The sequence below is a fragment of the Cyclobacterium sp. 10D3-21 genome, from assembly GCF_055809755.1.
The window spans coordinates 3,722,586-3,736,479 of sequence record NZ_CM147924.1 but is presented as its reverse complement, the minus strand read 5'-3'; the positions used below and the strand labels follow the sequence as shown (position 1 = coordinate 3,736,479).

8 protein-coding genes are annotated in these 13,894 nt (G+C 40.9%); 7 read left to right on the top strand and 1 reads right to left on the bottom strand.

Translation table 11 applies throughout. From position 1 onward, the window contains the following. The first annotated feature begins 21 nt into the window (after positions 1-21). The 6 genes from AC0L7T_RS14875 to AC0L7T_RS14850 all read left to right on the top strand — a co-directional run bounded on the left by AC0L7T_RS14875 (position 22) and on the right by AC0L7T_RS14850 (position 12,223). Positions 22-3,240 carry a SusC/RagA family TonB-linked outer membrane protein gene (locus AC0L7T_RS14875; RefSeq protein WP_473336142.1) on the top strand — a complete coding sequence of 1,073 codons (3,219 nt, stop codon included), beginning with the start codon at positions 22-24 and terminating at the stop codon, positions 3,238-3,240. Positions 3,241-3,257: 17 nt separating this feature from the next. Beyond that, a complete protein-coding gene (locus tag AC0L7T_RS14870) occupies positions 3,258-4,793 on the top strand; it encodes a RagB/SusD family nutrient uptake outer membrane protein (protein ID WP_473336140.1) in 1,536 nt (511 codons plus the stop codon). A gap of 199 nt (positions 4,794-4,992) precedes the next feature. Then, entirely contained in the window at positions 4,993-7,335 is a 2,343-nt protein-coding gene (locus tag AC0L7T_RS14865; RefSeq protein WP_473336138.1) for a PSD1 and planctomycete cytochrome C domain-containing protein, read from the top strand. Positions 7,336-7,339: 4 nt separating this feature from the next. Beyond that, positions 7,340-8,800, top strand: a complete 1,461-nt coding sequence (locus AC0L7T_RS14860; protein ID WP_473336137.1) for a DUF1501 domain-containing protein — start codon at positions 7,340-7,342, stop codon at positions 8,798-8,800. A 515-nt stretch (positions 8,801-9,315) separates the two neighbouring features. Next, positions 9,316-11,217 carry a LamG-like jellyroll fold domain-containing protein gene (locus AC0L7T_RS14855; RefSeq protein WP_473336135.1) on the top strand — a complete coding sequence of 634 codons (1,902 nt, stop codon included), beginning with the start codon at positions 9,316-9,318 and terminating at the stop codon, positions 11,215-11,217. Positions 11,218-11,539: 322 nt separating this feature from the next. Beyond that, positions 11,540-12,223 carry a class I SAM-dependent methyltransferase gene (locus AC0L7T_RS14850; RefSeq protein WP_473336134.1) on the top strand — a complete coding sequence of 228 codons (684 nt, stop codon included), beginning with the start codon at positions 11,540-11,542 and terminating at the stop codon, positions 12,221-12,223. Positions 12,224-12,613: 390 nt separating this feature from the next. Here AC0L7T_RS14850 and AC0L7T_RS14845 read toward each other — a convergent pair whose 3' ends face one another. Continuing rightward, positions 12,614-12,895, bottom strand: a complete 282-nt coding sequence (locus AC0L7T_RS14845; RefSeq protein ID WP_473336132.1) for a hypothetical protein — start codon at positions 12,893-12,895, stop codon at positions 12,614-12,616. Positions 12,896-13,084: 189 nt separating this feature from the next. On the opposite strand from AC0L7T_RS14845, the gene AC0L7T_RS14840 reads away from it, so the two are divergent. Further along, complete coding sequence (locus AC0L7T_RS14840; protein WP_473336131.1) at positions 13,085-13,753, top strand: hypothetical protein; 669 nt, start codon at positions 13,085-13,087, stop codon at positions 13,751-13,753. The last annotated feature ends 141 nt before the right edge of the window (positions 13,754-13,894 follow it).

Here is a 13,894-nt window from a genome sequence, read left to right as displayed (position 1 = left end):
TCACTAATAACCCACAATGACATGAATAAAAAGTACTTAAGCCAAATTAGGAAGGCTACACGTTTTTCCATTTTTGGCATTATTTTCCAACTAATGATGGTGAATTTCACCATCGCCCACGATGCCGGGGATCTAAAGGCAATTGGCATACAAAAGGAATCATTGAAATTATCCCATTCGGAAGTTTCTTTAAATGATATCGAGCCCAAAGGAGATTTTATTTTAAATTTTAAAGACAAAGAGCTCAACAAGGAGGTGGAAGACCTTGAAATTAAAGGAAGAATCACCTCCTTTGGCGACAAGCAAGGCCTTCCTGGTGTCACCATTCTAGTTAAGGGCTCCAATATTGGTACTGTCACCGACATTGATGGTAATTTTTCACTGAATGTACCCAATGAAAATGTAACGCTGGTTATTTCCTTTTTAGGCTATGAAACACGTGAGGAATCCATAAACGGGCGAAGCATAATCAATGTTGAATTGTCCGAAGATGCCAAGGGATTGGATGAGTTTGTCGTGATAGGATATGGTATTCAGAAAGAACGGGAAGTTACAGGCTCTATCACCAGCGTGGAAGCTGATCAATTGGAAGACCAGCCAGTAGGTCAGTTTGTTCAAAAACTTCAGGGTAGAATGGCTGGCGTTCAGATCAGTCAGGCTTCAGGTACACCAGGTGGTGGTATGGCCGTAAGGATTAGAGGTGCAGCCTCCATCAATGCAGGAAACAACCCACTTTATGTGGTCGATGGATTTCCTATTGTTGGGGATATTAATACGATCAATCCCAATGAGATTGAAAGTTTTTCTGTACTTAAAGGAGCTTCTGCGTCTGCCCTATATGGCTCGAGGGCAGCTAATGGAGTAGTTTTAATCACCACAAAAAGAGCTAAACCCGGCCAAACATCAGTACAATTAAGCGTTATTCAGGGGGTTACCCAAGTTCCCAATAGAGGAAGAGCGGATTTGATGAATGCGAGGGAATTCCTAGAAGATAGGAAAGCCATTTATGAGGATAAAATTCGGTACGAAGGCTATACAGGAGGGATCCCGGAATTGTATCAAAATCCGGAAGCCTATACTGGGCCTGATACAGATTGGTATGATGAGTTGTTACAAGGAGGTAAACAAAATAGTTACAATGTATCCTTCTTAGCGAACAAAGATAATTTTAGTTCTGCGACCACAATAGGTTTTTTTGATGAAAAGGGTGTGGTCATAAACACGGGCTTTCAACGTTTTTCTTTGCGATCAAACAATGAATACAAGATAAGTAAAAACATTAGGGTTGGTCTCAATTTAGCACCTACCCATCAACTCAGTAGAAACCAGGCTACTGACGGTTTTTACAGCATTCTTTATTCTGCCATTATCACACCTCCGATTTTTTCACCGAATGATTTAGATGAAGATGGTAATCAAAAGGTTAGTTTTACCGGTCCAGGTCTTTTTACTTTTCCGAATTGGAAAAAAACAATGACAGAAACCCTTGATCGATCTGCTACTAACAGGTTATTGACAAATGCCTATTTTGAAGCAGACATTCAGAAGGATTTCTTCTTTAAAAGCAGCGTTTCTGTAGACATGGGTACCGCCAAAAGAAGAATCTTTAACCCCTCTACAGCAGGTGGTATATTTTCACCACCGCCAAAACTTGCCACAGGCTCGTATACTACTTACGATTATAGCTCATGGTTAACAGAAAACACGCTTAATTATACCAAGAATATTGGCAATCATTTCATTGATGCATTGGCAGGTTATTCTGCGCAAAAGTACCATGAAGAATACAACCAACTGACTGGAACAAGTTATCCCGATGATGAAGTACCCTGGATAGATGCGGCTGCCATTCGTTATGGAAGTGGCAATATGTCTGAATGGTCTTTGCTGTCCATGTTCAGTCGTTTGAATTACAATTATATGGGAAAATACCTGCTCTCCCTATCTGTTAGAAGAGATGGGTCTTCTAGATTTGGTTCCGAAAACAGATGGGGTACTTTCCCTTCGGTTTCTGCAGGGTGGATCATTTCCGATGAACCCTTTATGGCAGATTTCGCTGACTTGAGTTACCTAAAAATCAGAGGGGAATACGGACATGCGGGTAATTTTAATATCGGAAATTACAGTCAGTTCGGGAACATCTCTTCTACCAACTATGTATTTGGAGGAGCTTTGGCACAGGGTAGAAGTCCAGTATCCATTGGCAATCCATTTCTCACCTGGGAAACCACTAAAGGGATTGACTTAGGGGTGGATGTTGGGTTATTTAATGACAAAGTTTCTTTGGTATTCGATTTTTATGACAAGCGAACGAATAATATGCTTTATCAGGTGGACATTCCTTATGGAACAGGTTATCCAAATATCCAAGACAATATAGGAGAATTTCACTTTTGGGGATATGAATTTGGCATCAATGCCAGTGTGATAGAAACTGCTCAATTTCAATGGAATTCGGATTTTAACATCTCATTCAATAGAAACAAAGTAATCCAATTGGGAACCAACAACACGCCTTTGGGAGGTATTGGAAATTATTCCTCTACGATCTGGAAAACGGAGGTCGGTCAACCTATTGGTCAATTTTATGGCTATGTTTTCGACGGTATCTACAAAACCCAAGAGGAATTTGACTCTCAACCTACCCATTTCACTTCTAGTGTGGGAACGATTAGGTACAAAGATATCAATGAAGATGGAGTCATCAATGTGGATGACAAAACTTATATTGGCAACCCCAACCCTAAATTCTTTTATGGCTTTAACAATAACTTCTATTACAAGAATTTTGACATGAATATCGTCGTTTCAGGTTCTTATGGAGGTAAAATGTATTATTCTCTGGCTGAATGGTCTGAAACACTGGAGGGAATATTTAATGTGGAAAGGTACATGAAAGACAGGTGGAGATCCTTGGAAGATCCAGGAGATGGAATCATCGGAAGATCCTTATCCGGCACTACAGAGTTTCCAAGGAATGTACAAGACAGGCTTGCCCTGGATGCCTCGCATTTAACTTTTAAAAACATTACGTTAGGTTATTCCTTGCCTGAATTCAGTGAATTTGTCAGCTCTTCAAGGATTTTTGTAAGTCTTCAAAATGCCTTTGTTCTAACGCCATATAAAGGCGCAAACCCTGAATCAAGTTGGCAGGGATTGAATGGTTTACAGGAGGGTGTGGACATCAGTCCTTACCCTATTCCAAGAACTTATGCGCTAGGAGTAAACTTTAATTTTTAACCCAAACCAACTAAAACATGAAGAATTTATTGACAATACTCGCAACAATATTCGTCCTGAGTTCCTGTTCAGAAGATTTCTTGAATCTGGTTCCTGAAAGTTCCATTACCTCAGGTAACTTCTATAAAACAGAAGATCATTTCAATCAGGCCCTTGTAGGCTCTTATGCTTCCCTTAGAGGAGCAAAAGGTTCTATAGCTTCATGGGTGATGGGAGAAATGAGATCAGATAATACCCATCTTGAATTCAATATTACCAACCGTGGTCCGGGATATATAGAACGGGAATATGCAGATTTCTTTACTGACGATGTGAACAGTGGTTTGGTGGCCAATAAATACAATAGCTGCTTTATTGGAATTGCACGTGCCAATGAAATATTGGACCAAGTTGGAGAATCTCTTTTGAGCGAAGATAAAAAAGCCCAAATTACCGGAGAGGCTAGTTTTATAAGAGCACTTTTGTATTTTGATTTGGTGCGGTATTTTGGTGGAGTACCTCTTTATCTCACGTCCGTCAAAGGGGCTGGTGATGCCTACCTGCCAAGAGCTTCTGTGAATGAGGTTTACCAGGCCATTATAAGTGATCTGGAAAATGCCATAGCTTCACTTGATCCTGTATCTTTTCCTCAAAATGGGAGAGCCAATGAGGGAGCAGCCAGAATGCTACTTGCTGATGTATACCTGACTACTAAGGACTATCCAAAAGCGGAATCAGAACTTACAAAGGTTATACAAATGGGGTATTCTTTATTGGATAACTATGGAGATATTTATGAGCTGAGTAATAAAAATAGCTCTGAATCTATATTTGAAATTCAGTTTCAACAAGGTAACCAGGGACAAAACAGTGATTTTCTCTACCCATTTATACCCCTCTCTGCTGATGTAAGTATGATTACAGGAATTACTTCTCAAAATCTCCAGGGAGGTGGTTGGAATACACCCACATTTGAAATGCTAGGTTCGTATGAAGATAATGACGAAAGACTTTCGGCCTCTATTGGTGTAGTTGAAGGAACTGGACAGATTGGAAATTTATTTATCGATGAATTGAAATCTCCGGTCAATTATACACCTACACCAGGTAAAAGAACTTATTTGTATGTAAAGAAATACCAACATGCGCATGCATTGGAACGGAATACGGATGATAATTTCCCTGTATACAGGTATTCTGAAGCATTGCTTTCAATGGCTGAAGTACTAAACGAGCAAGGCAGGTCGGGCGAGGCATTGCCTTACCTTAATCAGGTGCGTTTAAGAGCTGGATTGGATCCTGCGACAGAAACCAACCAACAAATGCTTAGAGACATCATTGCCCATGAAACAAGGGTGGAATTGGCATTTGAGAACAAAAGATGGCTGGATCTGGTAAGAACGGACCAAGCCATAGACGTAATGAATGCCAATGGCGTTTATCTTAAGGAGTTCTATGCCGGAGAATCCTATATTCCTGAAATGAGCTATAAAGTAACTTCTGAAAGGCTGTTGTTTCCAATTCCACTTAGAGAAATAAGGATTGGCGATTTGGAACAAAACCCTGGCTATTAACGCTTAGTGTTTAAAAAAAATGGATCAAACTTGAATGTAAAATAGAACAGCAGGCGATTAAATATTCCACTGCTCTAGCGAGATGCCCTTTTATAAAGTAAATTTTGAAGTGCCTGCTGTTCTTATTATATTCAACTTGATCTCTTCTCAGTTTGACCTGGTTTAGGAAAAATTGAAAAGGAAGAGAAACGTGATACAAATGAAGAAGAAAATACAAACCAACTCATTTATTAGGCCATTGTTAGGGATTCTATTCCTTTCAATCGTAGGCTGTGCAAATGAAGAGGTGGGAGAAGCCAGTCTGAAGCCATTTCCTGATGTAGTCAGTTATAATTTCCATATTCGACCCATTCTTTCTGACAATTGCTATGCTTGTCATGGTCCTGATGCCAATGCAAGAGAGGCAGGATTAAGGTTGGACCTTGAAAGCGAGGCTTATAAAGCTCTGGCAGAAAATCCTGGTGCGTTTGCTCTTGTTCCCGGAAAACCCCATCAATCAGAGGTTTACCTTCGCATCAATTCTGAGGATGAGAACGAAATGATGCCCCCTCCGGATTCCAACCTCAAATTGACCAATAGAGAGATTGAGCTCATTAAAGCCTGGATCAAAGAGGGTGCAATTTATGAGAAACACTGGGCTTTTGAGCCTCCTAAATACCATGAACCTCCTGCGGTAAAAAACAAGAATTGGCCGATCAATGAAATTGATTACTTTATCCTAAAAAGGCAGGAAGACATTGGATTGGATCCGAACGAAACTGCTTCTAAAGAAAACCTTTTAAAACGTTTGAGCTTCGACTTGACAGGCCTTCCGCCTACGCTGGAAATGATGGACCAGTTTAATAGCAATGAGGACCCGAATGCCTATGAGACAATGGTGGACTACCTCTTGTCTCAAAATGCATATGGTGAGCGCATGGCCGTTTATTGGATGGATATCGCCAGGTATGCGGACTCCTATGGCTATCAACTGGATAATTTCAGAACACAATGGGCATGGAGAGATTGGGTAATTCATGCTTTCAATAAGAATTTATCCTATAAAGATTTCATTACCTGGCAACTGGCAGGTGACCTCTTGGAAAACCCGACCAAAGAACAAATTTTAGCAACAGGCTTTAATAGGAACCATAAAATCACGGAAGAAGGAGCTGTGGATGAGGAGGAATACCGGATAACCTATGTGACGGACAGGACCAATACCGTTGGCAAAGGGATCTTGGGCATCACCTTTGAATGTGCTGCCTGCCATGACCATAAATTCGACCCTATCTCGCAGAAGAATTATTATGAAATGTTTTCATTCTTCAACAATATCGATGAATTAAGGACTTCTACAAGTCCTATTGATCCATTGGCTGGTACACCTAAGTCTTATGCCAAAAAGCCTTTTATTGAAATTACAGATGAAGATGCAGAAGGCATTTTATCCTTTGTGAACAAAAAGGATACCAGCACTTTAATTGTTTCTGTGATGGGTGAACTGGATACCATGCGGAACAATTATATTTTAGAAAGGGGCGTTTTCAATGCTTTTGGTGCAGAAGTATTTCCTGCTACTCCTGAATCCATTTTAGGTTTCGATACCAAATACCCTAAAAGCAGACTGGGGCTGGCCAGGTGGTTGTTTGATGAAAAGAACCCACTCACTTCCAGGGTTTTTGTGAACAAAATCTGGAAGGAGTTTTTTGGGAGAGGAATAGTCAATACTACCGGGGATTTTGGCATGCAAGGGGAGTTGCCTAGTCATCCGGACTTGTTGGATTGGCTGGCCATTGATTTTATGGGAAATGGTTGGGACATGAAACGATTAGTAAAGCAAATAGTGATGTCTGCGACCTACACGCAATCGGTTACTGTAAGTCAGGAAGAAAGGAACCGTGATTCGGAAAACAAGTACTATACCTATGCCTCCCGCAACCATTTGAAGGCTGAGTTTATAAGAAACATGGTATTGTCCTCAAGTGGACTTTTAGTGCCGGAAATTGGCGGTAGAAGTGTTAAACCTTACCAACCGGACGGACTTTGGGAAGCGGCGACTGCTGGAGGCTCTACTTTAGCTGAATATACCCAGGATCATGGTGAAGATCTTTATAGAAGAGGCTTGTATACCTTTATGAAGAGAACAGTTCCTGCGCCTTCCATGCTAATATTTGATGCCAGCAACCGGGATCAATGTGAAACAGAACGCTCTTTTACCAATACGCCATTGCAGGCATTGGTAATGCTAAACGACCCTACCGTTCTTGAGGCTTCCAGGGTTTTGGCTTCCAGATTGATCAGCGAAAAATCCACCGAAAAGGAAAAGATAAATAAAGCATTTCGATTAATTCTTTGTAGAAAACCCAAAGCCAAAGAGCTGGATTTATTGGTAATGTATTATAAGGACAAGCTAGCGACCATTACGGAGGAGAATGCCCTCGAATTGGCATCAATTGGTGAATATCCTCAGGAGGAAAACGTGGATAGGCAATCAGTAGCGGCACTTATGCAAGTAATTTCTACAATGTACAATATGGAGGAATCCATAAGCAGATCTTAAACAAATGGAGAAAGAGATATTAGAATACGGGCTGAATAGAAACAGAAGAAGGTTTTTGTCAAAATTGAGTTTGGGCGTTGGAAGTGTGGCTTTAGGTTCATTGCTTATGCCAGACCTTTTTGATCGGGTAGGGGGGAATAAGGAATTAGAGATGGCCATTCCAGGCTTACCAGACTTTGCGCCAAAAGCAAAAAGGGTGATTTACCTGTTCCAAAATGGTGCACCTTCGCAATTGGAGTCTTTTGATTACAAGCCCAAACTCAGGGACATGCAAGGCCAGGATTTACCTGCCTCTATCCGTGGAGACCAAAGACTGACGGGTTTTACGGCCAACCAGTCCTCCCTTCCATTGGTAGGCTCTTTTGTGGATTTTAAGCAGTACGGCGAATCCAGGGCCTGGGTAAGCGATCTTTTCCCCAAAACCGCAGAAATTGTAGATGACATTTGCATCATTAAATCCATGCATACGGAGGCCATCAACCATGACCCTGCGCTTACGTTTTTTCAAACTGGAGCACAACAAGGCAATAGACCCAGTATGGGCTCCTGGCTTAGTTATGGCCTTGGAAGTGAAAACCAAAACCTGCCTTCTTTTACGGTATTGATATCCAGAGGAGAAGGCAATAGTCAAGGTGTTTACTCCAAATTGTGGTCCAATGGATTTCTGGATTCCATCCATCAAGGCGTACAATTCAGTAGTGGGGAAGACCCAGTATTGTACCTTAAAGATCCCAAAGGGTTAAACCGGTCTGACAGGCGTGACATGTTGGACAAGCTGGCCCAATTGAATCAGTGGTCTTATGAGGACATTCATGACCCCGAGATCAACACCAAAATTCAACAATATGAAATGGCTTACCGCATGCAAACTACAGTGCCTGAGACATTGGACATTTCCAAAGAACCCCAAAGCATCATAGACATGTATGGGGAAGACTGTAAAAAGCCAGGTACTTTTGCTGCCAATTGTTTGCTGGCTAGAAAATTATCAGAAAATGGGGTGCGCTTTGTTCAACTCTATCACCAGGGTTGGGACCAGCATGTCAATTTACCGAAAGAAATCACCGGCCAGGCGATGGATGTGGACCAGGCATCTGCTGCCTTGGTAAAAGACCTTAAGCAAAGAGGCTTATTGGATGAAACACTGGTTGTCTGGGGTGGCGAATTTGGGCGGACCAACTTCAGCCAGGGAGAAATAACTAAAGACAATTACGGAAGAGACCACCACCCTAGGTGTTTTAGTATCTGGATGGCAGGAGGTGGGGTCAAACCAGGGATCGTTTATGGCGAAACGGATGAGTTTGGATACAATATCACGAAGAGTCCTGTTCATGTGCATGATTTTCAAGCTACACTTTTACACCAACTGGGATTGGATCATGAAAAGTTGATTTATAAACACCTGGGCAGAAGGTTCAGATTGACGGATGTTTCGGGGCATGTGGTAAAGGATATTCTTGCCTGATTTTGAATTGACTCTGCGGCATAGTAGGACTACTAGCATGAGTTCGATTGTAAAAAAGCACTGGTTGTTGGCGGTAATGCCTTCCGAATCGAAAAGTGTAATTGCCTGAAAAGCACAACCACCTCATAATCAACTTAACATTCATTTTCAGCAACTCCCCCTTCCAAAGGAGATTTGCTTTCGATATCTTTACAGTTGAATTGGAGAAGGCTAGTGCTTCCCACAACGAATGGCAGTTAGTTGGCGGGACATGCGCTGCGCCCCCTAAAAAAGGGGGATTAGCTGAAATGCATGATCGAAGCCGAATAGGTGCCATTTAAACGGACTGAAAAAACTACTCGTCAATACTGTTACCGGTACCCCACAGGTATCCAAATCCCCTTTCCACAGAGGATTTGTCCTCAAACCGTGTGTTTTTATCATTTTTTTGCCGCATTAATTTCGGCTTTACCCTGTTTTTAGCTTAAAATATAAGATATTTATTGATGTATCGTATCTTCTTTGATATTAGACCCATGAGATTAAAATTTACTTTAAGCCCGGCCAATTGTCTCCTTTTTTTTGTATTATTTTGGACAATTTTAGGCAAAATAGATCCGGTTATAGCCCAGTCGAACGATTGGAGAAATATTGAAAATGGCCGGATTATTCCTGACAAAAGCTATAGTGATCAGCCTTATATCGTAAAAACGGATGATGGAGCTTGGTTGTGCGTGATGACCACCGGATCCGGCCATGAAGGAGCCACCGGACAGCATATCATCAGTCAGAGAAGTTTTGATCAGGGTAAAACCTGGGAAGAAATGATAGAAATAGAGTCTTCAGATGGCCCTGAGGCTTCTTATGCAGTGCTTTTGAAAGCCCCATCAGGACGGATATTTGTGTTTTACAACCATAACACCGACAACCTTAGAGAGGTAAAAGGAGATGATCCTCCTTATAAAGATGGGATTGTAAAAAGGGTGGATAGCCAGGGCTATTATGTGTTCAAATACTCAGATGACAATGGGCAATCCTGGTCAAAGCAAAGGTATACCATCCCAGTTAGGGAATTCGAAATCGACAGTAAAAACCCTTATAAAGGTGATATAAGGTTTTTTTGGAATGTAGGGAAGGCATTTGCCCATGAAGGAAGTGCTTTTGTTCCCTTGACCAAAGTGGGTGGATTTGGAAATGGTTTTTTCACTTCAAATGAGGGTGTTTTACTAAAAAGTGACAATCTCTTCGATGTGGCTGACCCAGCTGATGCCAATTGGAATACCCTGCCTGAAGGAGACATAGGCTTGAGAACCCCAGAGAATGGCGGTCCAATAGCTGCCGAACATAGTTATTCCATACTTAGTGATGGTTCTTTCTTTGTGGTTTACCGTTCATTGGATGGGCATCCGGTTTACAGCTATAGCAGAGATCAAGGGAGAACCTGGGACAAACCCCAATACATGCGATTTGCCGATGGGCGCTTGATGAAAAACCCGAGGGCAGCCAATTTTGCCTGGAAATGTGAAAATGGTAAATTCCTCTATTGGTTTCACAACCATGGAGGCAGGTTTATCAGGGAACATCCAAATCCGGGAGCTATCGGTTACAATGACCGCAATCCAGTATGGATGGCTGGAGGTGTAGAAGTGGATGGTGAAGCTGGTAGAGAGATTCAATGGAGTCAACCGGAGATTTTACTATACGATGACGATCCTTTGGTTCGAATGAGTTACCCTGACCTAATTGAAGAGGGCGGAAATTATTTTATTACCGAAACACAGAAAGACATTGCACGAGTACACCAAATTGACAATGCTTTTCTAGAGCGCCTTTGGGGACAATTTGAGGAACCTGTACGGGTTCGGGATGGCTTGTTGATCAATTGGTCAGGACAGGGCAAAAGTTTACCGCAAAAACTTCCGGCTCCGGCTGTTCCAACCTTTCGGGTTAGAGATACCAATACCGCTGATTACAGAGGAAAAAGCACCAATGCAGGCTTTACTATAGAACTGGTTTTTTTGCTTAATGAGATCAAAGAAGGACAGGTCTTGGCGGATACCAGAGACGCTTCAGGCAAAGGTTGGTGGGTAAGTGTTTCAGACAAGAACAACATTACGTTTCAGATGAACGATGGCCAAACCCAGGCTGTATGGAGCTCTGATCCAGATGCCATACAAGCAAATATCCAACATCAGGTAAGTATCCTTATAGACGGAGGTCCAAATATCATTGCTTTTGTAACAGATGGCCAATTAAATGATGGGGGAGCGCACAGGCAATTTGGTTGGGGCAGGTTCAGTCCCTATTTCCAATCACCAGAAGGCTCAAAGACTTTACTACTAGGTTCAAGTATAAAAGGAGAACTGGATTATGTGAGGATTTTTGATCGGGCTTTGATGGTATCGGAAGTTTTGGCTAGTCAGAGGTGGAAGGAGTGATGGGGTGATTTGGTGATGTGGTGATCGAGTGATGGGGTGAGAAGTGGATGGTAGTTCTTGGGCTAAGGATTTCGTTAACTTAAGGGATAAAAATGAGGAGTAGGTTGTGAAATCAATTTGATTTCAGGTTATTACTGCCTACTGTAATCGCATGGGTGGCTGAGCGGAGCCGAAGCCAGCCAATCGGGAACTTCTTATAAAAATTAGAAACCATGGGATTAGTAGCATGCAAAGGAGCTAACTTTTATATGCTTCAGCAAAATTTCGTAACCCATGTATTTGTGAAGATGAAAACTGTACAATGACCTAAAAATTAAATAAGATGAATAAGAAAATATTTCTCCTTTCAGCATTCTTCATGTTGTCAACATTGGCATTTTCCCAGCAGAAACATTCTCCTAAAAGCAGCGAAAAAAACAGCTCAAATGTAGCCAACGATTACATGAATCAATCCCCTACGGAAGACCTAATCAAAATATTTGAGTCTCCAGAGCGAGATGCCTACCAACAACCCCAAAAAGTATTGGACTATCTAGGGCATCTAGAAAATAAAAAAATCATGGACATTGGTGCTGGTTCCGGTTATTTTTCTGTGAAACTCGCAGAAAAAGGAGCAAAAGTAATTGCTGCTGATGTGAGTGACGAATTTCAAAAGGCTCTGCAAAAACGCATAGAGGAAAACAACCTTAAAAATATTGAACTACGTAAAATCCCTTTTAATAATCCAAATTTATCTGACCATGAAGTAGATATGGTATTGATTGTAAATACTTATCATCATATTGAAAATAGAAGCAGTTATTTTTCAAAGGTCAAAATAGGAACCAAACGAAAAGGGGAATTAGTAATTATAGATTTCTTTAAATCAAATGTTCCTGTAGGCCCACCAATTGACCATAAAATAGCTATTGATCAGGTAGTAGCAGAACTAAAAGCGGCTGGATATACCTACTTTGAGGTAAATGTTAACTTATTACCTTATCAATACATCATTAAAGCGAAATGAATAATTTTATAGGCTTTTGTAAAGTGTGCTAACTGCATCAAAAATATGAAATGATGATGAAGCAGAGAAAATCAATTGATTTTAGGTTATTTTCTTTTCAATAGTATCCTGCTTTAGCTAGACACTAGGAGCTTTTTCATGATTGACGCTCATTTTTAAAATATCTGAAGTGCTATCTGTGGGGTGATATTGTGATGGGGTGATGTAGTGGGTGGTAGTTCTGTTGGGCTAGGGATTTCGTTAACTTAAAATATAAAAATGAGAAGTAGGCTGTGAAACCAATTTGATTTCAGGTTATTACTGGCTACTGTCTCATGGGTGGCTGAGCGGAGCCGAAGCCAGCAAATCGAAAACTTCTTTCTGCAAATATTAGAAGATTTGTGAAGGGCATCAATCGGGAAGACTAAATACCAATACAGCACCTCCAGGGTGGGGTTTCATTTTTGAACCTCCTGCAGAGATGGCAATGTATTGCTTGCCGTTCACAGCGTATACACTTGGGGTAGCGTGGCCGGCAAAAGGTAGCTCATATTCCCTTAGTATTTTTCCATTTTCTGTGTCAAAAGTCCTGAATTTGGAATCAGAAGTAGCAGCAATAAATAGGAGCCCCCCACCTAAAAATACGCCGATCGGGGTATTTTTTTCAATCAGTGAAAATCTTATCTTTAGCAAGCCTTGTGGAAGGATGGCTTTTGATTGGGTTTCTTTCGTTGAGTGTGGCGGAAAGGAGTGGTAGGGATTTGGGGTTACCTGAAACCTGACATTTAAAAGCGGTATGTTGATAAGTTCAGGTAAAAATTGGTGTAGGGACCTAAAACAAGATGAAAGAAGGTGAAAAGTGCGCCAGGCCAACAATAGGGTATGAAAATTGAAAAAATCCGTCCCGGTAAACGGGTTCTCATCAATTTAAAAATGAAGCAAATGAAAAGAAATCAAATTTGGATCATTATTGGGATTAGTGCTTTTTCACTCGTTCTTGGATTTTTAATAGGTTCTTCAAATAGCCCTGTGATTGGAGCTGCTATAAGTAGTATTTTTGGAGTGATTTTGGCATTAATAAGTTTATTTGAATCTGATAGTGAAAATCGATTTAAACTAAACTATGATAGATTACATTCTACTGGAAAGATTCTCTTTACCTTTTCCATTCTGCTTTTTATTGGAGTGATTTCGGGTGAGAACTATAGAAATAATAATATTACATTGCTAAAAGATCAACAGGTGTTTCCATGGGGTAACCAGACACCAGAAAGCACTTATGAAGCTCTAGATTGGATTGTTACCTCCCAGAAATTAAAGCAAATGGGTTACTCAAATGACCAAGTAAAATTAATTTATAAAGTTAGAGAAAAGGAAATACTGAAATACAAAAATGACACTTTAAATGACCCTTCATTGGAAGAAGATACGTATAGTTTTGATAAAAAGGATGAATCAGGGTACGATAAAAGTTCACCCTTTAACTCTGTAATACCTGACAAAACCATTGAATCAACAAAAGTCTCGCGTGGACCAGCTAGTGAAGATTGAAAAATTGATGAGAATCGTAGTCTGGCCTGAGCTGAAAAGCTCAAGTTGAGGCTCTCACACCAAATATACCCCGGAAAACACATGGCAAACTGTAGAGGTCTAGTATGCATATGTATTATTCTAAATTTCATGTACCTTTGA